This window comes from Nocardioides sp. Z43_10 (assembly GCF_059766615.1).
On the sequence record NZ_JCBAJY010000010.1, the window covers coordinates 1 to 21,166 of the forward strand.

Sequence of the window (21,166 nt, forward strand, 5' to 3'; positions counted from 1 at the left end):
TCCTCGTAAGGCACGTACCGCTTCGCCATCCACAACACCACCATCAGTCAGCGTTGCTACGACCGATGGAGTCCGCGCGCTGAGGTAGTGGGCATAACCCCGCGTTACAGCCGGGGGCGGGGGCGGGGCGGCGACCGCGGTGCGGCGACCGCGGGGAGGCGTCCGGACGGGTGGGGTGTCCGGAAGGGCGGGGCCGCATTCGTCACGTCCGCCATCCGCTGACAGAATGTGCACCGCCAGCGGACGGTCGACCGCACGAATGTCCACCTGGCTCGCCCCAGTAGCTCAGTGGATAGAGCAGCCGCCTCCTAAGCGAAAGGTCGCCAGTTCGACTCTGGCCTGGGGCACCACCCGGACACCTCGACCTCAGAGGATCTCGAAGCGCATCCCCGCGCGCTCCAGGCGCGCGGTGAGGTTGTCGCCCATCGCCTGCGCGGGCGTCACCTGGCCCGCGCTCGGCGGGTTGTCGTCCAGGGCCAGGCACAGCGCCGACTCGGCCAGCATCTTCGCGGTCTCGTCGTAGCCGGGGTCGCCGCCACTGACCCGGGTGTGCACGGTCTTGCCGCCGCCCTCGCCGACGAAGTCGACGCTGAACCACGACTTCGCGCGGCGCTCGGCGTCGGGGCCCTCGCCCTGCTTCATCCGGTCCAGCAGCAGGTTGCGCAGCGGCTTGACCTGCGCCGCGAGCCCGAGCGCGCCCACCCCCAGCGCCCCACCCGCCGCGAACGGCAGCGTCTTGGTGCCGACGTAGTGGGAGTAGCGGAACCGCGGGCCGTACGCCGCAAGCGCGGCGCCGCTGCGGGCCACCACGAGCGGGTCGATGGTGGGCAGCGGCAGCAGCCAGAAGCCCAGCTCCCGGTCACGCTGGGGCTTGCCGGCCACGGCCCGCGAGGAGCGCCCGGCAGGACCCTGCTCGGCCCGGCGCCGGGCCGAGGCGGCCGCCTTCATCTCCCGCGGCCGCGACATCGCCGTCATCGCCGAGTGGAAGGTCCCACCCGAGAACGTCGCGCCGGCACGGACCACGCCGCGCACCGTGATCGGCACGTCCTCGGGCAGCTGCTGCACGGTGAAGTAAGCGCCCAGGTCGTGCGGGATGGAGTCGAAGCCGCAGGCGTGCACGATCCGCGCGCCGCTGCGCTCGGCGGTCGCGTGGTGGGCCAGCCACATCCGGTCCACGAACTCCGGCTCGCCGGTCAGGTCGACGTAGTCGGTGCCGGCCTCCGCGCAGGCGGCGACCAGCGGCTCGCCGTGGGTCAGGTAGGGCCCCACGGTCGTGGCCACCACCCGGGTACGCCGCGCCAGGTCGGCCAGCGACGCCGCGTCGGTCACGTCGGCGGGCAGCAGCGGCAGCTCGGCGAGCCGGGGGTCGAGCTCGGCCAGGTCACGCCGGACCCCCTCCAGCTTGTCCGGGTTGCGTCCGGCCAGCGCCCAGCGCAGCCCGTCCGGGGCGTGGCGGGCCAGGTAGGCGGCGGTCAGGGCACCGGTGAAGCCGGTCGCCCCGAGAAGGACGATGTCGAAGTCGCGCTCGTCAGCCATGCGCCCCATCGTGACAGGCCACCACCAGCGGAACCGAGGTGTCTCGGCGCGCGTCCCACCCCACGACCCGAGACCCCTGCGACCAGGAGCGCCCCATGGACCACGAGCGCGACCCCCTCCCCCGGCGTCCCCGCGGACGCGGACGTGGACGCGTGCGCCTCGTCGGCCTCGTCGCGCTGGGCCTCGGCGGCGCCTTCGCCGCCGGGGCGATCGTCGGTCCCACCGGCGGAGCCGACGGCCCGGCCGGCCGCGACCCGGGCGCGGCGGGCGCGGGCGACCCGTCGCCGGCCGCCTACGACGCGGGCGCCGGCTGGCGCGCGCAGCCGAGCGGCGCGCTCACCGCGGCGCGCTCGTGCGACGACGTGCTGACGGCGTACGTGGAGCGTGCGGTGGACCTGGTCGGCCCGTGGGGCTGGGAGCAGTCCAGCGGCTACCTCGAGCAGGGCTGGGCCGCCGACACCGCGCTCAGCTCCCGCGCCGCCGCGCCCGCCCCGACGATGCAGAAGAGCACCTCCAGCGCCACCGGCACCAACGTCCAGGAGCAGGGCGTCGACGAGCCCGACCTGGCCAAGACCGACGGCGAGCTGCTGGTCCGTGTCGAGGACGACCGGTTGGTGACCTACGACGTCTCCGGCGAAAGCGTCCGTCCGCTCGCCCGGCTGGCGCTGCGCGACGTGCAGGGCGCCGAGGTGCTGCTGGTCGGCGACGAGGCGCTGGTCGTCGGCGCCGACGAGGGCAGCCCCTGGGACGTGCCGCGGACCCGCACCCTGCGGGTGGACCTCTCGGACCCGGCCGCGCCGGCGATCGTCGACGAGCGGCTCTACGCCAGCGCCCTGGTCGAGGCCCGTCAGCACGGCGAGGTGGTCCGGCTGGTGCTGCAGAGCGGCCTGCCGCAGCTCGACTTCGTCGGGCCCGGGCGCGCGCGCACCCGGCTGCAGGCCCTGCGCCGCAACCAGCAGGTGGTGCGCTCCACCACGATCGACGACTGGCTGCCCACGGTGACCGTCGAGGAGGGCCAGGGCGCGGCCCGCACCGAGCTGTTGGCGCAGTGCCCGGACATCGGGCTGCCCACCGACGGCGGGCTGGGCACGCTGGCGGTGGTCGCGGTCGACCTCGCCGAGTCCCCCGACGCGCCGGGCTCGGCCACCGCGCTCGCCACCGACAGCTCGGTGGCCTACGTGGCCGCGGACCGGATCTTCGTGGCCACCGGGCAGTGGCCGTGGTTCGGCTGGGACAGCGTCGTGCGCCGCCACCGCGACGAGGACGAGGGCGTGACCCACGTGCACGCGTTCACCCTCGACGGCGTCCGCACGTCGTACGTCGCCTCCGGCGAGGTGGACGGGGCCGTCGCCGACCGGTGGGCGATGGACTTCCACGACGGCACCCTGCGCCTGGCGCTGGGACGCAGCGCCGCGACCGGGAACTTCAACTCCGTCGTCACGCTCACCGAGCGCGACGGCGAGCTGGTCGAGGCCGGCCGGCTGGACCGGCTCGGCGTGGACGAGGACATCCAGTCCGTGCGCTGGTTCGCCGACCTGGCCGTGCTGGTCACCTACCGCCAGATCGACCCGCTCTACGCGGTCGACCTGAGCGACGTCGCGCAGCCGCGCACGCTGGGCGAGCTGAAGATGCCCGGCTTCTCCGACTACCTGCACCCGCTCGGCCCGCACCGGATGATCGGGATGGGCGTCGCCGGGGACGCCACCGGCCGGACCCGGGGCGCCCAGGCGGCGCTGTTCAACCTCACCGACCTGAGCAGCCCGCGCCGCGTCTCGCAGGTGGAGTACGGCGCGCGGTCGCGAGCCCTGGCCGGCGAGGACCCGCGCCAGTTCGTCTGGCTCCCCGAGAGCCGCACCGCGCTGACCGTGGTGGCCCGGGGCTGGGCCAACCCGACCGGGTGGGTCTCGGTGCTGCGCCCGCGCCAGGGGTCGCTGGGCCACCGGATGGTCGAGGTGGAGCACGGCCACGACGTCGCGCGGGTCCGGCTGCTGCCGCTGCCCGACGGGCGGGTGCTGCTGGTCACCGGCGACGACGCACGCTTCTTCGAGGCCTGAGCGCGGCGTACGCTCGAGCGCATGTGCCGAAACATCCGCACGCTCCACAACTTCGAGCCGCCCGCGACCCACGACGAGGTCGCGGCCGCCGCCCTGCAGTACGTGCGCAAGGTGAGCGGCACGACCAAGCCGTCCCAGGCCAACCAGGCGGCGTTCGACGCCGCCGTCGCCGACGTCACCGCGGCCACCCACCGGATGCTGGAGCAGCTGGTCAGCGCCGCGCCCCCCAAGGACCGGGCCGTCGAGGCCGAGAAGGCCCGGGCTCGGGCCGCCCTGCGCTACGGACGATGACCCTCACCCCCACCGAACGGCGCGCCGACGTCCTCGAGCCCGCCCTGGACCTGCTCGCCGAGCGGCCCCTGGTGCTGCTCACCGGAGCCGGGCTCAGCACCGACTCCGGGATCCCCGACTACCGCGGGCCCCAGGCCCCGGCCCGGCGCCCGATGACCTACCAGGAGTTCGTCTCGGGTCCCGACGCGCGGCGACGCTACTGGGCCCGCAGCCACGTCGGCTGGACCCGGATGCGCCGCGCCGAGCCCAACCCCGGACACCACGCGGCCGCCCGGCTGGCGCCCGAGCTGCTGATCACCCAGAACGTCGACGGCCTGCACGAGCGCGCCGGCACGCCGCGGCTGGTGGCGCTGCACGGGCGCATCGGCGACGTCGTCTGCCTGAGCTGCCGGGCGGTCACCGCCCGCGCGGCGCTGCAGGAGCGGCTCGCCGTGCTCAACCCGGGCTACGCCGAGCAGCACGCGGCGGTCGAGGTGCGCCCCGACGGGGACGTCGACCTCGACGACACCGCCGGCTTCGTGGTGCCGGACTGCGCCTGCGGAGGGTTGCTCAAGCCCGATGTGGTCTTCTTCGGCGAGAACGTCCCGGCACCCCGCGTGCAACGCTGCTTCGACGCCGTCGACGCGCTCACCGTCGCCGGCGGGGCGCTGGTCTGCGTGGGCACGTCGCTGAGCGTGATGAGCGGCCTGCGGTTCGTCCGGCGCGCGGCCAAGGCGGATGTGCCGGTGGTGATCGCCAACCGTGGCGCCACCCGCGGCGACGAGCTCGCGACGTACGCCGTGGAGACGGGGTGCAGCGAGTTCCTCGCCGAGCTGATGGCCCGGCGCGGCTAGCGCACGGTCGGGCTCAGGCGCCCATCAGGATGCGGGCGAGCGGGTCGAGCCGCCCCTCGTCGGTACGGCGCAGCCGGCGCAGCTCCTCGAGCAGGTCGACTACGTCGTCCACCTCGACCCGGCCGGCCGGGCGGTCGTCGGCCTCCTGCTCGGCGCCGGGCTCTGCCAGCGGCGCGCCGAGCACCATCCGGTAGCGGGTGTCGGTCGCGGTGAACTCCAGCTCAGCCACCTCGGCCGCACGGCACCGGCCGTCCTCGTCGCGCAGGACGACGACCTCGCCGAGCTCCAGCCCGCGGGTCAGGGTCGTGGCGACGTGGCTGACGATGACCTCGCCTCGGCCGCGCGTGAGCCGGTGCGGCACGTCGATGAGCTCCATGGGGTGTGCCTCAGAGGCGACGCACGAAGATGTGGTCGGCCGCCTCGAGCACGATCTCGGCGCTCTCGCCGCCGGAGCCGAGCAGCACCCCGTCCGGGGTGGCGACGATCGACACGGTCTGGTCGGGCACCGCACCGACGCGGCGAAGCGCAGCCATCAGCACCTCGTCCTTCTGCATCTCCTCGGAGATGCGGCGGATCAGCACCCGGGAGTCCTCGCCGGTGGCGGCCTTCGAGAGCGGCTCGACGCCGGTCATGAAGTCCTCGCCCACGCCGGACTGGCCGAGCTCGTCCAGGCCCGGGATCGGGTTCCCGTAGGGCGAGGACGTGGGGTGGTCGAGCAGCTCGATCAGCCGGCGCTCGACGGTCTCGGACATCACGTGCTCCCAGCGGCAGGCCTCGGCGTGGACCAGCTCCCAGTCCAGGCCGATCACGTCGGTGAGCAGGCGCTCGGCGAGCCGGTGCTTGCGCATCACCCGCGTGGCGAGCCGCAGGCCCTCGTCGGTGAGCTCGATGTGACGGTCGCCCTCGACCGTCAGCAGGCCGTCGCGCTCCATCCGCGCCACGGTCTGGGAGACGGTGGGACCGGACTGGTGCAGCCGCTCGGCGATCCGCGCTCGCAGCGGAACGATCCCCTCCTCGACCAGCTCGTAGACGGTCCGGAGGTACATCTCTGTGGTGTCGATCAGGTCGCTCACTCCTCCATTCTTACGCACTTCGCGTGCAGGCTGGCATCGTGGAAGTCGATGACACCCTCCGCTGAGGCCCCCGAGAACGCCCCGTCCCCGCCTGAGGAGCGTGGTCACGGCGCGGCTGCGCGGGGGGTGGCATGGTTTCGACGAGACCTTCGTCTCGCCGACAATCCGGCCCTGCTCGACGCCCTGGTCGGCGAGGGCGCGCTGGCGCTGTTCGTGCTGGACCCGGTGCTCTGGGAGGCCGCCGGAGCTCCCCGGCGCGCCTATCTGGCGGCCTCGCTGCGGGCCCTGGACGCCGACCTGCGCGCCCGAGGCGGGGCCCTGTGCGTGCGGCGCGGCGACCCGGTGCGCGAGGTGCCCGCGGCGGCGCGTGCGGTAGGCGCGGGGCGGGTCCACGTCGCCGCCGACTTCGGTCCGTACGGCGCGGCGCGCGACGCCGCGGTCGCGCGGGCGCTGGCGGCCGACGACGTCGAGCTGGTCCGCACCGGCTCGCCGTACGCGGTGGCGCCCGGGCGGCTGCGCTCGGGCGCGGGGACGCCGTTCCGGGTCTACACGCCGTTCGCCAGGGCGTGGGCCGCGCACGGCTGGCGGGCCCCCGTCCAGGCACCCGCCGACGTCGGCTGGCTGTCGTTGGAGGGCGAGCCGATCCCCGATCCGCCGGTGCCGGCGGGCCTGACGCTCCCCCGCGCCGGGGAGGCGGCCGCCCAGCAGCGCTGGCGCGACTTCCTCGACGAGGCGGTCACCGGCTACGACACCGCGCGCGACGTCCCCGGCCACGACGGCAGCTCACGGATGTCGGTGCACCTGAAGTGGGGCGAGATCCACCCCCGGACCATGCTCGCCGATCTGGCCGGGCTGCCCGGCGGCGGTGGGGCGGCGGCGGCGACGTACCGCCGGGAGCTGGCCTGGCGCGAGTTCTACGCCGACGTCCTGCACGCCCGCCCCGAGACCGCCCGCGAGCCGTTGCGCGCGGAGTTCGCCCGGATGCAGTGGGACGAGCCGGCCGGTGACCTGGACGCGTGGCGCGAGGGGCGTACGGGCTTCCCGATCGTCGACGCCGGGATGCGTCAGCTGCGGGCCACGGGCTGGATGCACAACCGGGTCCGGATGATCGTGGCGAGCTTCCTGGTCAAGGACCTGCACCTGCACTGGCGTCACGGAGCGCGCCACTTCATGCAGTGGCTCGTGGATGCCGACCTCGCCTCGAACCAGCACAACTGGCAGTGGGTGGCCGGCTCCGGGACCGACGCGTCGCCGTTCTTCCGGGTGTTCAACCCGACGACCCAGGCGCGGGCGTTCGACCCCGACGCCCGCTACGTGCGGCGGTGGGTGCCCGAGCTGCGCGAGGCCGCCGACCCGCACGCCCCGGCCGGGGTGCCGGGATATCCGGCTCCGCTGGTGGACCATGCCGAGGAGCGGCGCGAGGCGCTGAGGCGATGGGAGAGGATCCGCACGTGAGTGAGCACCCACCCCAGGAGAGCACCCTGGTCGTCCCCGGCCGCTTCTGCGGCCCGCCCGGCTCGGGCAACGGTGGCTGGACGTCGGGCGCGCTGGCCGCGCTGGTGCCGGCCGCGGCCCGGGCACGGCGCCGGGGCGACGCCTGGCCGGCGGTCGAGGTGACGCTGCGCCGGCCGCCGCCGCTGGACGTGGCGATGACGGTGACGACGCGCGGCGGGGCGGCAGGCGGCGGGCCGGCAGGCGCTGAGGACGAGCCCACGCTCGCCTCCGACGGCGGACAGCTGGTCGCGGAGGCCCGGCTCGCCGGTCACGACCCGCTCCCGGTGGAGCCGGTCACGCCCGAGGAGGCGCGGGCCGCGCAGGCCGGCTTCCCCGGGTTCACCCGGCACCCCTTCCCGGGCTGCTTCTCGTGCGGTCCGGAGCGGGCCGAGGGCGATGGGCTGCGGATCTTCCCCGGCCCGGTGGCGAGTCACGCCGGTGCCCGGCAGGTCGAGGGCGGCATCCGGTGGGCGGCGCTCTGGCGCCCGTTGGGTGGCGCGGCCCAGGACCAGCACGCCCACCCCGACGAGCATCCCCGTTCCTCGCTGGCCGTCACCTGGGCCGCGCTGGACTGCGTGAGCGGCTGGGCCGGGGGCATCGCCGAACGGGTGATGGTGCTCGGCCGGATGACCGCCGAGGTGGACGCGCTGCCGGTGCTGGGCGAGCCGCACGTCGTGGTCGGCGAGGCCCGGGGCACCGAGGGGCGCCGTACCGCGACGGCGAGCACCCTCTACGACCCCGATGGGCGGGTGGTGGCGCGGGCCGAGCAGGTGTGGATCGAGGTGGACGCGGCAGTGTTCGCCGCACGCTGACCGGGTGCGGTGGGGTTGACGCGGTTTGGGAGACTGGGCGGCATGGCTGATTTGAACGATCCAACCGCTCCGTGGTGGAAGCACGCGGTCTGCTACCAGATCTACGTGCGCAGCTTCGCCGACTCCGACGGCGACGGCCTGGGCGACCTGCCGGGGATCACGGCGCGGTTGCCCCACCTGGCCGACCTGGGTGTCGACGCGCTGTGGATCACGCCGTTCTACCCCTCGCCGCAGCTCGACCACGGCTACGACGTCGCCGACTACACCGATGTCGACCCGCGCTTCGGGACGCTGGCCGACCTCGACGCCCTGGTCGAGCGCGCCCACGAGCTGGGCCTGCGCGCGATCATCGACCTGGTCCCCAACCACACCTCGGCCGAGCACCCGTGGTTCCGCGCGGCGCTGGCCGCGGAGCCCGGCAGCCCCGAACGTGCGCGCTACGTCTTCCGCGAGGGCCGGGGCCCCGACGGCGACGAGCCGCCCAACAACTGGCAGTCGGTCTTCGGCGGCTCCGCGTGGACCCGGGCCGCGGACGGGCAGTGGTACCTGCACCTCTTCGACTCCAGCCAGCCCGACCTCGACTGGCGCAACCCCGAGGTCGGCGACATGTTCGAGCAGGTACTGCGCTTCTGGCTCGACCGGGGCGTCGACGGCTTCCGCATCGACGTGGCGCACGGATTGTTCAAGGAGGAGAGCCTGCGCGACCAGGTCGTGCCCGCCGACGTCGAGGTCCCCGGCACCGCGCTGCCGGAGTCGATGGTCGAGCGCGTGGTGAGCGACGAGCCGATGTGGGACCAGCCGGAGGTGCACGAGGTGTACCGGCGCTGGCGGCGCGTGCTCGAGGAGTACGACGGGGACCGGATGGCGGTCGGCGAGGCGTGGACGGCCACCTCGGAGTCGATGGCCCGGTTCGTGCGGCCCGACGAGCTGCACCAGACGTTCAACTTCCACTGGCTGCTGGCGCCGTGGTCGGCCGCCGCGTTCGCCGACGTCATCCGCGCCACGCTCGCCGAGACCGCCGCCGTGGGCGCCTCGCCCACCTGGGTGCTGAGCAACCACGACGTGGTCCGGCACGCCACCCGGTACGGCGGGGGCCGGGCCGGGCGGGCCCGCGCCCGGGCCGCGACGATGGCGATGCTGGCGCTGCCCGGCTCTGCCTACGTCTACCAGGGTGAGGAGCTCGGCCTGGAGCAGGTCGACGTCGCGCCCGATCACCGCCAGGACCCCAGCTGGCTGCGCACCGGAGAGGTCGGCCGCGACGGCTGCCGGGTGCCGATCCCGTGGTCGGGCGAGCGCCCGCCGTACGGCTTCTCCCCCGGCACCGAGCAGCCGTGGATCCCCCAGCCCGACGACTGGTCCGCGCTGAGCGTGGAGGCCCAGCGCGGCGACGAGACCTCCACGCTGGAGTTCTACCGTCGCGCCCTCGCCGTACGCCGGACCTTCGCCACCAGCGCGGGCGACGACGTCGCCCTCCTCGACCTGGGTGAGGACGTGCTGGCCTTCGCGCGAGGCGACCTGCTCTGCGTGGTCAACTGCGGCACCGAGCCCCTCGATCTGCCCCCCGGCGAGCTCCTGCTGTGCAGCGGCGAGACCCCCGGCGCCCCGGACACGGCCGTCTGGTTGCGCACCGCTCAGCGCTGAGCGGGGGGCTGGCGTCGGGGGGCGTCAGGGACGTCGATTGGTCACAGACGGCAAGCCCCGGCGCCGATTTCCCTCCGTTGGGGACCAAACGGCGAGGGTGAGTACGGCGCCGGGGCGAGGGTCAGACGCCCCAGGTGGCGTTGTAGCGGGCCAGCGCCGAGGAGAGGTCCCGCAGCTCCTCCAGCGACCACTCGTCCATCCGGTCGCGGAACCGGTCGTGACGCGCGTGGCGCAGCTCGTTCATCCGCTCCCGGCCCTCCGGGGTGAGGCCGACGAGGTAGGCCCGACCGTCGTCGGGGTCGGGGTGCCGGGACACCAGGCCGAGCTCGATGACCTCGTTGACCGCCCGGCTCAGCGCCCCCTTCTCACAGCCGATCCGCTGGCCGATCTCACCCTGCCTAAGCTCGCCGCCGTACCCCAGCGCCTCCAGCACGGCGTAGCTGACCACTCCCAGTCCGGGCGAGATGTCATGGGCCTGCTGGGCGACCTTGCGACGCAGTCGCCGCCCGAGCAGCCACATCTGCGTCTCGACGGCGCGGAGCTCCTCGTTGCGCCGATCGCGTGTCTGCGCGTCGGTGGGCGTCACCGACTCCTCCTCGATCGGCTCCGCCTCGAGGCCGCTCACGGGCTCTTCTTCAGCTCGTCCTCGCGGTGGATGGTGGTGCGCAACGGAACCTCCTTGAGGAAGAGCACGCACACCAGGCCGGCCACGGCGAAGGGCACCGCGATGAGGAACAGGTGCGCCGTACCGTCGGCGTACGCCGCCTCGAAGACCGCCCGTACGGCGGGCGGCAGCGTGTCCATGTCCGGGACCGTGTTCGCGCTTCCCTCCAACTCGATCGGCTTGCCGGTGCGCCGAGCCAGCTCGGCCAGGCCACTCTGCACGCCGTCGACCACCTGGTGGCTCAGTGCGGCACCCAGCGCGGCGACACCCGCGGAGCCGCCCAGCGAGCGGAAGAACGCGACCAGGGAGCTGACCGCGCCCATCTCGCTCTGCGCGGCGGTGTTCTGCACGGCGAGGACGAGGTTCTGCTGGGTGGCACCGATGCCGACCCCCAGCAGGGCCATGTAGATGCCCACCGCGACGAGCGAGGTCGTCGCGTCGATGGTCGCGAGCAGGGAGAGACCGCCGATGACGAAGACCATCCCGCCGATCAGGTAGCGCTTCCACAGCCCGGAGCTCGAGATGAGCCGGCCGGTGGCGATGCTCGAGAGGAGCAGACCCCCGACCATCGCGATCGTCATCAGGCCGGCCTCGGTCGGGGTCATCCCCCGCGCGGTCTGGAAGTACTGCGAGAGGTAGACCGTGGAGCCGAACATCGCGATGCCGATCATCACCGAGGCGAGGGTGGCGAGCGCGACCGTGCGGTCACGGAAGAGTCGCAGCGGGATGATCGGCTCCGCGACCTTGGCCTCCACCAGACCGGCGAGCGCGATCAACAGCAGGCCGCCGCCGACCAGTGCCGCGGTCTCCTTCGAGACCCACTCGAACTCGTGGCCGGCCAGGGAGACCCAGGCCAGCAGCAGGGAGACACCGCCGGCGATCAGCAGTGCGCCGAGGTAGTCGACCTTGACCTCACGCTTGATCGTGGGCAGGCGCAGCGTCTTCTGCAGCACCAGGAAGGCCACCACCGCGACGGGAATGCCGACGAAGAAGCACCAGCGCCAGCCCAGGAAGGACGTGTCGACGATGACGCCGCCGATCAGCGGCCCGGAGACCGTGGCCACGGCGAAGACCGCGCCGATGTAGCCGGAGTAGCGACCGCGCTCGCGCGGCGAGACGATCGAGGCGATGACCACCTGGACGAGGGCGGTCAGACCGCCCACGCCGAGACCCTGGACCGCGCGGGCCGCGATCAGCTCGCTCATGCTGCCGGCGAGTCCGGCCCACAGCGATCCGGCGGTGAAGATGACCAGGCCGGCCTGCACCAGCATCTTCTTGTTGAAGAGGTCCGCGAGCTTGCCCCACACCGGGGTCGAGGCGGTCATCGTCAGCAGCGTGGCTACGACGACCCACGTGTAGCCCGACTCCGTGCCCTCGAGCTCGGTGACGATGCGTGGCAGCGCGTTGGAGACGACCGTCGAGGAGAGCATCGCGACGAACATCGCGAGCAGGAGGCCGGAGAGCGCCTCGAGCACCTCGCGGTGGGTCATCGCGGGAGCAGCGGCGGTGTCGACCGGCGCGCTGTCAGTGGGCGGCGTCGCCTCAGCGCGGGTCACGCTGTCGGAGCGGGTGGAGTCTGCCAAGGGATGACCTTCGGTTCGTGGAGTCGGGGTTCTCCCCCACGATACGCTCGATTGGTTGCTTTAAACAACTAAGTGTCGGTGTGACGTGCCCCGCGTCCGGAGGCGTCGCCGTTTGGTCCCCAACGGGCGCGAAATCACCTCAGCGCATGCCGTCTCCGCCCAATCGGCGCGCTCACCAGCGCCGCCGCGATCAGGACAGCGACAAGGGCCGCCGTTTGGTCACTAACGGCGACGAAATGGCGTCCCCGGACGCCGTTGGGGACCAAACGGCGCCGTCCGGGCCGCCGCCGCTACGCCAAGAACCCGCTCAGTCCGTGCGCTCACGCAGCGCGCGGCTCAGCGAGGCGACGGCGTCCTCGCTGGGCGAGGCGGCCTGACGGTTGCTCGCCTCCAGCGCGCGCAGCAGCTCCGCGCGGTGCACCTTGACCGAGCGCGGGGCCTCGATGCCCACCCGGACCACGTCGCCGCGGACGTCGAGGATGGTGAGGGTGACGTCGTCACCGATGACGATGCTCTCGCCAGCGCGACGACTCAGTACCAGCATGGGGGAAGGCTACCTGTCCTGGGATGCGGCGGGGTCGGGTCAGCCGAGCAGCGGCGCGGCGACCGGCAGCTGGGCGGCGTCCAGGATGACCTGCGCGGCGCGCCGGGTGACGGTGTTGACCAGGATCGGGGCCGCGAGATTCGCGGTGGTCTCGGCCAGCGACGCCCCGGCGGTGAGCACGACCAGCAGCAGCACGTCGTCGGCCGACGTGACGCCCAGCTCGGCGGCCACGTCGAGGCCGACCTCGGGGGCGTAGTCGGGGAAGAACCGTCCCGGCGGGACCACCAGGAACCGCAGCGCGGGGTCCTCCAGCGAGCGCAGGCTGGCCAGCATGCTCTGCTCGTCCATCCGCACCAGCGCGAACTGGCGGTGCTCGGGGAAGCCCGGCATCGGGCGCACCAGCTCGATCACCGGGAGCTCCACCGCCTGGTCGGTCACCGGCTGGGGGCTCACGGCTTCTCCTGTGGGTCGGGACACGACGTCATCATCGCAGGCCAGCAAGGTGGCGCTCATCGCAGGAAGTCCAGCAGGCTGGGCTGCATGACCCGCGCCGTGGAGGCCAGGGCGGCCTGGTAGGCCACCTCCTGCATCTGCATCGCCATCACGGTCTCGGCCAGGTCGGCGTTCTCCAGCTCCGAGATCGACGACGTCATCGTGATCGTGGTGTCGTCGGCTGCCTGACGGGCGGCCTCGACGCGCGTCGTACGCGTGCCGATCTCCGCCTGGGCGGTGGCGATCCGGTCCCCGGCGTCCTTGAGCGCCTGGATCCCGGCCTGGATGCCGTCCCCGTCACCGGCGCGCAGGTCCGCGGCGAGGTCGCTCAGCTGCTGGAACAGCGAGGTGGCGCCCTCGCGGAACACGGCGGCGCCGCTGATGTTCACCTGCACCCGCACCCCGTCGGCCACGGTCCGCTCGACCTTGCCGCTCGCCGAGGCGGGATCCAGCAGGACACCGTCGGGGCCGTAGGCCTTCGCTCCCGCGGTGACGCCCCCGAAGATCGGGCGGTCGAGGTAGGTGGCGTTGCCCAGCGAGACCAGGCCCTCGCGGATCTGGTCCACCTCGGTGGCCAGCGCCTGGCGTGCCTGCGGCCCCACGGAGCCGGTGCTGGCGCCCTGCAGGGCCAGCTCGCGCGCGCGCCGCACCCGGTCGCCGATCGAGGCCAGCGTCCCGTCGGCCTGGTTGAGCCAGGCGATTCCGTCGTCGGCGTTGCGGACGTACTGGCTCTGCTCGGCCAGGGCGGAGCGGATCCGCATCGACGAGGTGGTGTCGGTCGGGGAGTCCGAGGGCCGGTTGATGGTGCGGCCGGTGGAGAGCTGCTCCTGGATCTTGGCCGAGCGGGCGAGGCTCGCCTGCAGCCCGGACATCGACCCCTCCGACATCATCCGCTGGGTGATGCGTCCCATGCTCATCAGCGCAGCCCCGTCCGGTTGATCAGCGTGTCCAGGACCGAGTCCATCGTGGTCATCACCCGCGCGGCCGCCTCGTAGGCGCGTTGCGCGGTGAGCATGTTGACCATCTCCTCGTCGAGGCTGACCCCGGCCATCTGCTCGCGCGAGTTGTCGACCTGGCGGGTCAGCGTGCTCTGGTTGGCGGCCAGCCGCTTGATCGAGGCCACCTCGCTGCCGAACCCGTTGACCAGCCGCTGGTAGCTGTCCTCGACGCGGGCGGTGCCGATCGCCTCGATCATCGCCTCGGTGTTGCCGGAGTCGCGGGTGCCCGCGGTGCTCGAGGCCGCCACCTTGCCGGGCCCGGACATGTCCGCGTGCACCTTGAGCACCTCGGCCACCCGGGTGCCGTCGCCGATGTCGAACAGCCTGCCGCCGGCGTTGCCGTCGGCGTCGAAGCCCAGCGCGTGCTGGGCGTTGACGGCGTTCGCGAACGTCGTGGCGACCTCGTTCAGCTCGGCCAGGTAGTCCGGGAGCGTGTCGTTGAGCAGACTCTGGATGGCGCCCGCCGAACCGGTCAGGCCCCCGCTCACCGCGGTGGTGGCGCCGCCGCTGCTCTGGACGGCGAACGTGATGTCGCCGGCCAGCGGGCCCCCGTCGGCGTCCACCCCGCCGCTGACCTGCAGGCGGCCGGCGGAGCTGCCGTTGACCAGGTCGACGCCGTTCACGGTGACCTTCATGGTCCCGTCGCCCTGGATGGCGCCGGTGGCGCCGGTGAGCTCGGCCAATCGCAGCGACATCGCGTCGCGGGAGTCGAGGAGGACGTTGGCGTCCAGCCCGGCGTTCGAGGCGGCGACGATGGCCCGGTTGGTGTCGGCGAGGTCGGCGGCGAGCGTGTTGACCTCGTCGCGGACCGTGAGCAGCTGCTGGCGCTGGTCGCTCTGCTCGGTGGTGATGTTGCGGGCCTGCAACCGGATGGCGTCGGCCACGGTGTCCGCCCCGGCCAGCATCTGGACGCGCGCGGCGTCGCTACCCGGAGCGTTGGCCAGGTCGCCGAGGGTCTTCTTGAAGTCCGCCAGGGCGGCCGCGACGCCCTTGTCGCCGGGCTCGGCGAGCCCGGTCTCGACGCGGGCCAGGGTACTGGCGCGCAGGTCGAGGTAGGACTGGTTGCCGTGCTCGACGCGGGAGCGCGCGTCGAGGAACGGGTCGACCATCCGCTCGACGCCGGTGGAGCGGACGCCGGTGCCGGTCTCCCCCGCACGCGACCACATCGCCGGCTGGGCGGCGGCGCCCATCGTCTCGCCGACGACCCGGCGGCGCACGTAGCCGTCGGTGTTGACGTTGGCGGTGTTGCTGCCGGCCACGTCCAGCGCGATCTGCTGGAAGCGCATCGCGCTCAGCGCGGTGTTGATGGAGGAGAAGGATCCGCTCATCTCACAGGCTCCGGTCCAGGCGGGCGGCGCGCAGCGGCTCGGTGACCGCGGCCCCGTCGGGGGTGTACGTCGCGATGCCGCCGCCGAGGTTGAGCAGGGTCTCTCGCGCGGAGCGGAAGCCCGCGGCGATCAGGGTGCGGTTGAGCTCAGCGGCGCGGATGATGCTCTCGGTGACACGGGCGAATGCCTCCCGGTGCTCGGTGAGGATGCCCGACCACGGCTCGGTGGCGGCGGCGATCAGCTCGCTCAGGCTGGGGTTGGGCTCGAGCCCGATCGCGGCGGCGACGGCGTCGGCCTCGATGGCACGCAGCATCTCGGTCTCGCGGATCACCTCCAGCAGCTCCTCCACCTCGCGGGCAGCCCTGGCCAGCCAGCGCGTCTCTCCTGCGGACATCACGAGCTGCTCGACCTCGAGCTTGTAGTGCAGGGTCTCGAGCAGCTCCCGCTCGCGCCACAGGATGAGCGACAGCTTCTCCATCCGCTCGGCTCCTCACGTTGGTGCGCAGGCTCCGCTGCGAAGCCTGTCGAGAGAGAGCATCGGCGGGGGGCATGGGAGACCTGAGTGTTTTCTTGACCGAATCCGGCGAGGCCGCCGGCCCCGGCGGCGTGTCGGAAATGGGCTGCGCGCTCCAGGTTCACCGCTGGTCGGCCGCGGGGACGCGGGCACTTCCGCCTGAACTTCGGACAAGCCGGCGACCGTTGACCAAGATCCTCCACGTGACCGACCAGCACCTGGCCAGCAGCTCCGCCGACGACCTCATCTGCTCCCACGTGGCGCTCGTGGGACACATCGTCCGCGAGACGATGAGCCGGGTGCCCGCCCACGTCAACCGCGACGACCTGACCTCGGCCGGTCTCGCAGCGCTTGTCCAGGCCGGTCACGCCTACGACGCCGCCCGCGGGGTCCCCTTCGCCCGGTACGCCGCCACCCGCGTGCGGGGGGCGATCGTCGACGAGCTGCGCAGCATCGACTGGGCCTCCCGCTCGGTACGGCGCCGGGCCCGCGACCTCTCCGACACCCGCACCGCCCTGGCCACGACGTACGGCCGGCCGGCGACGGAGCAGGAGGTGGCCACGGCGACCGGGTTGAGCCTGGCGGAGATCGCCGGCAACGACGAGGACGTCACCCGCGCCCAGGTCCTCTCACTGCAGGCCTCGCAGGACACGCCGATGGCCGAGCTGCTGGTGAGCTCCGCACCGAGCCCGGAGGAGGCGGCCGAGCACCGCGAGCGCCTGATCTACCTCACCGAGGCGGTCGCCGAGCTACCCGAGCGGCTGCGGCTCGTGGTGGAGCAGTACTTCCTCGCCGAGCGGCCGATGGCCGAGATCGCCGCCACCCTGGGTGTCTCGGAGTCGCGGATCTCGCAGATGCGCGCCGAGGCGCTGGTGCTGCTGCGCGACGCCCTCAACCGTGAGTTGGACCCCGACCTGGTCGCCGAGGCCGCACGTCCCGCGGGGTGCGCCACCAAGCGCCGCGAGTCCTACTTCGCCGCCGTCGCCGCCCGGCACGCGGCCGGTCTGCGCCGCCCGCTGCGGGACGCGCTGGACGCGAGCGCCTGAGCGCCACAGCCAGCCGCCAGGATTTTACCCAGGCTTTCCTTCAGCCCGGGTGCTCGGCGCCGATAGGCAACTCGACGGAGCCCACGGACGGACTCCCGACGAACGATCAGTCACTTTGGGAAGGAACCCATCATGAGCCTGCGCATCAACCAGAACATCGACGCGATCAACTCCTACCGCAACCTGTCGGTGACCCAGGGCCAGATGTCGAAGTCCCTGGAGAAGCTCTCCAGCGGCTTCCGCATCAACCGCGCCGCCGACGACGCCGCCGGCCTGGCCATCTCCGAGGGCCTGCGCGCACAGACCGGGGGCCTCAAGGTCGCCGTCCGCAACGCCCAGGACGGCATCTCCGTCGTCCAGACCGCCGAAGGCGCCCTGACCGAGACCCACTCCATCCTCCAGCGGATGCGTGACCTCGCCGTCCAGTCCTCCAACGAGGGCGCGATGAAGGGCACCGACCAGGCCAAGGCCGACGCCGAGTACCAGGAGCTCGCCAAGGAGCTCGACGACATCGCCGGCAAGACCACCTTCAACGGCACCAACCTGCTCGACGGCAGCTACGCCAACAAGAACTTCCAGGTCGGCGCCAACACCGCCGAAGTCCTCACGGTGACCATCGATGACATGTCTGCCGCCACCATCACCGGCGGTGTCGGCGACCTGACGTCGAGGGCCAACGCGCAGACCGCGCTGACCAACGTCGACTCGGCCATCGCGACGGTCTCCGAGCAGCGCTCCGCCCTCGGTGCCACCCAGAACCGCCTCGAGCACAAGATCAACAACCTCAACGTGGCCTCCGAGAACCTCACCGCCGCCGAGAGCCGCATCCGCGACACCGACATGGCCTCCGAGATGATGAACTTCACCCGTTCGCAGATCCTCTCCCAGGCCGGTACCGCCATGCTCGCGCAGGCCAACCAGGCCCCCCAGGGCGTCCTGTCCCTGCTGCGCTGATCCACCCCGCTCGGCCACCTCGCGTGGACGGGCAAGCCACGGCACCGGCGTCGGCGACGCCGGTGCCGTCGGCATTTCCGGCCACTCCACCCGTGTCCGACTTTTTCTGGCTTTTCTCTTCAGGTCGCGCGGACGAGGGCCGATAGGTCTCTCGACGGAGCCCACGGACGGACTCCCGACGAACGATCAGCCACCTTGGGAAGGAACCCATCATGAGCCTGCGCATCAACCAGAACATCGACGCGATCAACTCCTACCGCAACCTGTCGGTGACCCAGGGCCAGATGTCGAAGTCCCTGGAGAAGCTCTCCAGCGGCTTCCGCATCAACCGCGCCGCCGACGACGCCGCCGGCCTGGCCATCTCCGAGGGCCTGCGCGCACAGACCGGGGGCCTCAAGGTCGCCGTCCGCAACGCCCAGGACGGCATCTCCGTCGTCCAGACCGCCGAAGGCGCCCTGACCGAGACCCACTCCATCCTCCAGCGGATGCGTGACCTCGCCGTCCAGTCCTCCAACGAGGGCGCGATGAAGGGCACCGACCAGGCCAAGGCCGACGCCGAGTACCAGGAGCTCGCCAAGGAGCTCGACGACATCGCCGGCAAGACCACCTTCAACGGCACCAACCTGCTCGACGGCAGCTACGCCAACAAGAACTTCCAGGTCGGCGCCAACACCGCCGAAGTCCTCACGGTGACCATCGATGACATGTCTGCCGCCACCATCACCGGCGGTGTCGGCGACCTGACGTCGAGGGCCAACGCGCAGACCGCGCTGACCAACGTCGACTCGGCCATCGCGACGGTCTCCGAGCAGCGCTCCGCCCTCGGTGCCACCCAGAACCGCCTCGAGCACAAGATCAACAACCTCAACGTGGCCTCCGAGAACCTCACCGCCGCCGAGAGCCGCATCCGCGACACCGACATGGCCTCCGAGATGATGAACTTCACCCGTTCGCAGATCCTCTCCCAGGCCGGTACCGCCATGCTCGCGCAGGCCAACCAGGCCCCCCAGGGCGTCCTGTCCCTGCTGCGCTGATCCGCCTGGCTCCGCCGGCTGACGGCTGAGCCACCAGCAGTCCCGGCCCCGGTGGGATGCGCCACCCGCATCCCACCGGGCCCCGGGGCTCCGACTCTGCCGTCCCGAACCAGGAGAACCTCAGATGGCCAGCATCAGCGGGCTCACCGGCTTCGACGGCGCCTCGATCGTCGACCAGCTGATGCAGGTCGAGGCCTTCTCGCAGAACCGCCTCAAGACCCAGCGCACCACGCACGAGTCGGTGGTCACCGCGCTGCAGAAGCTGAACACCCAGGTCGCCTCGCTGGCGACCGCCGCCAAGAGCCTCGCCGACCCGGCCACCTGGCAGACCCTCAAGGGCTCCTCCAGCAGCCCGCTGGTCACCGTGAGCACCGGCGCCGCGGCGGGTCCCTCCAGCTTCTCCGTCACCGTGGACCGGGTCGCGGTGGCGCACCAGCTCGGTTTCGCGAGCCCGGCCGCCCTGACCGACACGGTCACCTCCGCCTCCCATGTGGTCCGACTCGACAGGTTGGACGGCACCACGGTCGACCTGGACACCGGCGACGGCACCCTCGAGGGCCTGATCGACGCGATCAACGACCCGGCCGCGAAGACCGGCCTGACAGCCACCGCGGTCCGCACGAGCGACGGCGCCTACCGCCTCCTGGTGACCTCGGACGCGACCGGGGCGGCCTCCGACTTCACCCTCACCAACACCGACGGCACCGATCTGCTCGGCGGCGCGGTCGCCCGGACCGGCGCCGACGCCCAGATCAGCCTGGGCCTCGGCATCACCGCGACCTCGGCGAGCAACACGTTCACCGACCTCGTGCCCGGTGTCTCGCTCACCCTCTCCCCCGCGGCGGTGGGCTCGCTCACCGCTCCGGCCGGCACCTCCGCCACGGTCAGCGACGTCACCGTGCGGCAGGACTCCGTCGACATCGCCGGCAAGGTGAAGTCCCTGGTCGACCAGCTCAACACCGCACTCAGCGCCTTCGACGCCCAGACCGCGGTCGGAGCCGACGGCAAGGGCGGCGCGCTGGTCGGCGACAGCGCCATCCGCGGGGTGCGCGCCTCACTGCTCGAGTCCGTCTTCGGCAGCGGCAACACCACGATGGCCGACCTCGGCATCCAGACCGACCGCTACGGCAAGGTCGTCTTCGACCAGCCGACGTTCGAGAAGGCGTACGCCGCCGACCCGGCCGCTGTCGCCACCCGCTTCACCTCCGGTGAGGGCAACGGGTGGGCGGCGCGGCTGCAGAGCGCGGCCGAGGACGCGAGCCACACCCGCGACGGACGCATCACGGCCGCCATCACCGGGCGCAAGGACCAGATCGACCGCCTCGACGACAGCATCGAGGCCTGGAACATGCGCCTGGAGCTTCGCCGTTCCACGCTGTCGCGCCAGTTCAACGCCCTCGAGGTCGCCCTGAACGACATGAACAGCCAGAGCTCCTGGCTCAGCGGCCAGATCGCCTCCCTGCCGAACTACAACAACTCCTGACCGCCACGCCGCCCCCAGAGTCAGATCACGGAAGGCCCATGATGATCCCGAACGCACGCAGCACCTACCTCAACGCGTCGGTGTCCACCGCCAGCTCCGCCTCACTGCTCGTGATGCTCTACGAGCGCCTGGTCCTGGACCTCCAGCGCGCCGGCAAGGCGCTGGAGGACGGCTCCGTGTCGGTGGCCCACGAGCAGCTCCTGCACGCCCAGGACATCGTCCTCGAGCTGCGCGCGAGCCTGAAGCCCGAACAGTGGTCCGGCGGCCCGGCGCTCGGCGCGCTCTACGACTACCTGCACACCGAGCTGGTCCGCGCCAACATGACCAAGGACCTCGAGATCGCCACGTTCTGCCTGCACCTGGTCAGCCAGCTGCGCGACGCCTGGCGGGACGCGGCGATGGCCACGGTCTCCGCAAGCGCATGAACCGCCGACTCTCCCCCGAGACGCGGCGTCACCTGGTCTGGGAGACGGCGCTGGACCGTCTCGAGCTCGACGCGCTGCGCGCCGAGCGGATGCTGCTCGACGAGTCGCCCGTCGTCGCCCCGGCGCCCTGGGACGAGCCCGAGCTCGACGGCCCCATCCCCGACGACCTCGTCGACCGTGCGCTGGCCCTGCTCGATCGCCAGCGCCGCGCCGAGGACGCGCTGCGCCACCGGCTGGACGCCGCGCGCCAGCAGCATGCCTTCGCCGACCGGGTCGACCGCGCCACCGGACGCGGCACGGGACCCGCGCTCTACCTCGACGTCCAGGCCTGACCCGGGCGCTGCCCGCCCCCGCAGGGCAGCCGGAC

At 72.6% G+C, this 21,166-nt stretch carries 22 protein-coding genes and 1 tRNA gene; 13 read left to right on the forward strand and 10 right to left on the reverse strand.

Annotated features, from left to right (window positions below):
- The first annotated feature begins 274 nt into the window (after positions 1 to 274).
- Positions 275 to 350, forward strand: a tRNA-Arg gene (locus tag AC6EI4_RS16825).
- A gap of 16 nt (positions 351 to 366) precedes the next feature.
- Here the strand turns inward: AC6EI4_RS16825 and AC6EI4_RS16830 are convergent.
- Positions 367 to 1,536, reverse strand: coding sequence for a saccharopine dehydrogenase family protein (locus AC6EI4_RS16830; protein ID WP_498420907.1), 1,170 nt, complete (start codon positions 1,534 to 1,536; stop codon positions 367 to 369).
- Between the two features lie 95 nt (positions 1,537 to 1,631).
- Between AC6EI4_RS16830 and AC6EI4_RS16835 the strand changes: the two genes are divergently transcribed.
- Genes AC6EI4_RS16835 through AC6EI4_RS16845 form a run of 3 tightly spaced genes read left to right on the forward strand, consistent with a single transcriptional unit; the run spans position 1,632 to position 4,714 of the window.
- Entirely contained in the window at positions 1,632 to 3,590 is a 1,959-nt protein-coding gene (locus AC6EI4_RS16835) for a beta-propeller domain-containing protein (protein ID WP_498420905.1), read from the forward strand.
- Between the two features lie 21 nt (positions 3,591 to 3,611).
- Positions 3,612 to 3,881 carry a DUF2277 domain-containing protein gene (locus AC6EI4_RS16840; protein WP_498420904.1) on the forward strand — a complete coding sequence of 90 codons (270 nt, stop codon included), beginning with the start codon at positions 3,612 to 3,614 and terminating at the stop codon, positions 3,879 to 3,881.
- The gene (locus AC6EI4_RS16845; RefSeq protein ID WP_498420901.1) at positions 3,878 to 4,714 is read left to right on the forward strand and encodes a Sir2 family NAD-dependent protein deacetylase; all 837 of its coding nucleotides are present in this window, start codon (positions 3,878 to 3,880) and stop codon (positions 4,712 to 4,714) included. Before AC6EI4_RS16840 ends, AC6EI4_RS16845 begins: the two co-directional genes overlap by 4 nt.
- 13 nt (positions 4,715 to 4,727) lie before the next feature.
- Here AC6EI4_RS16845 and AC6EI4_RS16850 read toward each other — a convergent pair whose 3' ends face one another.
- Together AC6EI4_RS16850 and AC6EI4_RS16855 are read right to left on the reverse strand one after the other, a co-directional pair.
- On the reverse strand, positions 4,728 to 5,090 hold the full coding sequence (locus tag AC6EI4_RS16850) for a hypothetical protein (RefSeq protein ID WP_498420898.1): 363 nt from the start codon (positions 5,088 to 5,090) through the stop codon (positions 4,728 to 4,730).
- A 10-nt stretch (positions 5,091 to 5,100) separates the two neighbouring features.
- Positions 5,101 to 5,787 (reverse strand): iron-dependent transcriptional repressor DtxR, encoded by a 687-nt coding sequence (locus AC6EI4_RS16855; RefSeq protein ID WP_498420896.1) that lies wholly within the window; start codon positions 5,785 to 5,787, stop codon positions 5,101 to 5,103.
- 126 nt (positions 5,788 to 5,913) lie between these two features.
- Between AC6EI4_RS16855 and AC6EI4_RS16860 the strand changes: the two genes are divergently transcribed.
- Genes AC6EI4_RS16860 through AC6EI4_RS16870 form a run of 3 tightly spaced genes read left to right on the forward strand, consistent with a single transcriptional unit; the run spans position 5,914 to position 9,734 of the window.
- Entirely contained in the window at positions 5,914 to 7,242 is a 1,329-nt protein-coding gene (locus AC6EI4_RS16860) for a cryptochrome/photolyase family protein (protein ID WP_498452172.1), read from the forward strand.
- On the forward strand, positions 7,239 to 8,093 hold the full coding sequence (locus AC6EI4_RS16865) for a hypothetical protein (RefSeq protein ID WP_498452173.1): 855 nt from the start codon (positions 7,239 to 7,241) through the stop codon (positions 8,091 to 8,093). Before AC6EI4_RS16860 ends, AC6EI4_RS16865 begins: the two co-directional genes overlap by 4 nt.
- 42 nt (positions 8,094 to 8,135) lie before the next feature.
- Positions 8,136 to 9,734, forward strand: coding sequence for a glycoside hydrolase family 13 protein (locus tag AC6EI4_RS16870; protein WP_498452174.1), 1,599 nt, complete (start codon positions 8,136 to 8,138; stop codon positions 9,732 to 9,734).
- A 121-nt stretch (positions 9,735 to 9,855) separates the two neighbouring features.
- Here the strand turns inward: AC6EI4_RS16870 and AC6EI4_RS16875 are convergent, their stop codons facing one another.
- The 7 genes from AC6EI4_RS16875 to flgN form a co-directional block, all read right to left on the reverse strand.
- A complete protein-coding gene (locus AC6EI4_RS16875; protein WP_498452175.1) occupies positions 9,856 to 10,359 on the reverse strand; it encodes a MarR family winged helix-turn-helix transcriptional regulator in 504 nt (167 codons plus the stop codon).
- Positions 10,356 to 11,981 (reverse strand): MDR family MFS transporter, encoded by a 1,626-nt coding sequence (locus AC6EI4_RS16880; RefSeq protein ID WP_498420886.1) that lies wholly within the window; start codon positions 11,979 to 11,981, stop codon positions 10,356 to 10,358. Before AC6EI4_RS16880 ends, AC6EI4_RS16875 begins: the two co-directional genes overlap by 4 nt.
- A gap of 307 nt (positions 11,982 to 12,288) precedes the next feature.
- The gene (csrA, locus tag AC6EI4_RS16885; RefSeq protein WP_498420884.1) at positions 12,289 to 12,525 is read right to left on the reverse strand and encodes a carbon storage regulator CsrA; all 237 of its coding nucleotides are present in this window, start codon (positions 12,523 to 12,525) and stop codon (positions 12,289 to 12,291) included.
- Between the two features lie 39 nt (positions 12,526 to 12,564).
- The gene (fliW, locus tag AC6EI4_RS16890) at positions 12,565 to 12,978 is read right to left on the reverse strand and encodes a flagellar assembly protein FliW (protein ID WP_498452176.1); all 414 of its coding nucleotides are present in this window, start codon (positions 12,976 to 12,978) and stop codon (positions 12,565 to 12,567) included.
- A gap of 56 nt (positions 12,979 to 13,034) precedes the next feature.
- Entirely contained in the window at positions 13,035 to 13,934 is a 900-nt protein-coding gene (flgL, locus tag AC6EI4_RS16895; protein ID WP_498452177.1) for a flagellar hook-associated protein FlgL, read from the reverse strand.
- Positions 13,934 to 15,343: a flagellar hook-associated protein FlgK gene (gene flgK, locus AC6EI4_RS16900; RefSeq protein WP_498452178.1), complete on the reverse strand. Its 1,410-nt coding sequence runs from the start codon at positions 15,341 to 15,343 to the stop codon at positions 13,934 to 13,936. Before flgK ends, flgL begins: the two co-directional genes overlap by 1 nt.
- Before the next feature lies 1 nt (position 15,344).
- Complete coding sequence (gene flgN / locus AC6EI4_RS16905) at positions 15,345 to 15,821, reverse strand: flagellar export chaperone FlgN (RefSeq protein ID WP_498420876.1); 477 nt, start codon at positions 15,819 to 15,821, stop codon at positions 15,345 to 15,347.
- A 239-nt stretch (positions 15,822 to 16,060) separates the two neighbouring features.
- Between flgN and AC6EI4_RS16910 the strand changes: the two genes are divergently transcribed.
- From AC6EI4_RS16910 to AC6EI4_RS16935, 6 genes are all read left to right on the forward strand, one after another.
- A complete protein-coding gene (locus AC6EI4_RS16910) occupies positions 16,061 to 16,903 on the forward strand; it encodes a sigma-70 family RNA polymerase sigma factor (RefSeq protein ID WP_498420874.1) in 843 nt (280 codons plus the stop codon).
- Positions 16,904 to 17,035: 132 nt separating this feature from the next.
- Positions 17,036 to 17,857 carry a flagellin N-terminal helical domain-containing protein gene (locus AC6EI4_RS16915; protein ID WP_498420872.1) on the forward strand — a complete coding sequence of 274 codons (822 nt, stop codon included), beginning with the start codon at positions 17,036 to 17,038 and terminating at the stop codon, positions 17,855 to 17,857.
- Between the two features lie 212 nt (positions 17,858 to 18,069).
- The gene (locus AC6EI4_RS16920) at positions 18,070 to 18,891 is read left to right on the forward strand and encodes a flagellin N-terminal helical domain-containing protein (RefSeq protein WP_498420872.1); all 822 of its coding nucleotides are present in this window, start codon (positions 18,070 to 18,072) and stop codon (positions 18,889 to 18,891) included.
- Positions 18,892 to 19,015: 124 nt separating this feature from the next.
- The gene (fliD, locus tag AC6EI4_RS16925; protein ID WP_498452179.1) at positions 19,016 to 20,374 is read left to right on the forward strand and encodes a flagellar filament capping protein FliD; all 1,359 of its coding nucleotides are present in this window, start codon (positions 19,016 to 19,018) and stop codon (positions 20,372 to 20,374) included.
- A gap of 38 nt (positions 20,375 to 20,412) precedes the next feature.
- Complete coding sequence (fliS, locus tag AC6EI4_RS16930; RefSeq protein ID WP_498452180.1) at positions 20,413 to 20,799, forward strand: flagellar export chaperone FliS; 387 nt, start codon at positions 20,413 to 20,415, stop codon at positions 20,797 to 20,799.
- Complete coding sequence (locus AC6EI4_RS16935; protein WP_498420866.1) at positions 20,796 to 21,131, forward strand: hypothetical protein; 336 nt, start codon at positions 20,796 to 20,798, stop codon at positions 21,129 to 21,131. Before fliS ends, AC6EI4_RS16935 begins: the two co-directional genes overlap by 4 nt.
- Positions 21,132 to 21,166: the final 35 nt, after the last annotated feature.

Bases quoted from the DNA above. Each gene is read 5' to 3' on its own strand.
- AC6EI4_RS16830 (WP_498420907.1), bottom strand. From the start codon at position 1,536: ATGGCTGACGAGCGCGACTTCGACATCGTCCTTCTCGGGGCGACCGGC.
- AC6EI4_RS16835 (WP_498420905.1), top strand. From the start codon at position 1,632: ATGGACCACGAGCGCGACCCCCTCCCCCGGCGTCCCCGCGGACGCGGA.
- AC6EI4_RS16840 (WP_498420904.1), top strand. From the start codon at position 3,612: ATGTGCCGAAACATCCGCACGCTCCACAACTTCGAGCCGCCCGCGACC.
- AC6EI4_RS16845 (WP_498420901.1), top strand. From the start codon at position 3,878: ATGACCCTCACCCCCACCGAACGGCGCGCCGACGTCCTCGAGCCCGCC.
- AC6EI4_RS16850 (WP_498420898.1), bottom strand. From the start codon at position 5,090: ATGGAGCTCATCGACGTGCCGCACCGGCTCACGCGCGGCCGAGGCGAG.
- AC6EI4_RS16870 (WP_498452174.1), top strand. From the start codon at position 8,136: ATGGCTGATTTGAACGATCCAACCGCTCCGTGGTGGAAGCACGCGGTC.
- csrA (WP_498420884.1), bottom strand. From the start codon at position 12,525: ATGCTGGTACTGAGTCGTCGCGCTGGCGAGAGCATCGTCATCGGTGAC.
- flgL (WP_498452177.1), bottom strand. From the start codon at position 13,934: ATGAGCATGGGACGCATCACCCAGCGGATGATGTCGGAGGGGTCGATG.
- flgK (WP_498452178.1), bottom strand. From the start codon at position 15,343: ATGAGCGGATCCTTCTCCTCCATCAACACCGCGCTGAGCGCGATGCGC.
- flgN (WP_498420876.1), bottom strand. From the start codon at position 15,821: ATGGAGAAGCTGTCGCTCATCCTGTGGCGCGAGCGGGAGCTGCTCGAG.
- AC6EI4_RS16915 (WP_498420872.1), top strand. From the start codon at position 17,036: ATGAGCCTGCGCATCAACCAGAACATCGACGCGATCAACTCCTACCGC.
- AC6EI4_RS16920 (WP_498420872.1), top strand. From the start codon at position 18,070: ATGAGCCTGCGCATCAACCAGAACATCGACGCGATCAACTCCTACCGC.
- fliD (WP_498452179.1), top strand. From the start codon at position 19,016: ATGGCCAGCATCAGCGGGCTCACCGGCTTCGACGGCGCCTCGATCGTC.
- fliS (WP_498452180.1), top strand. From the start codon at position 20,413: ATGATGATCCCGAACGCACGCAGCACCTACCTCAACGCGTCGGTGTCC.
- AC6EI4_RS16935 (WP_498420866.1), top strand. From the start codon at position 20,796: ATGAACCGCCGACTCTCCCCCGAGACGCGGCGTCACCTGGTCTGGGAG.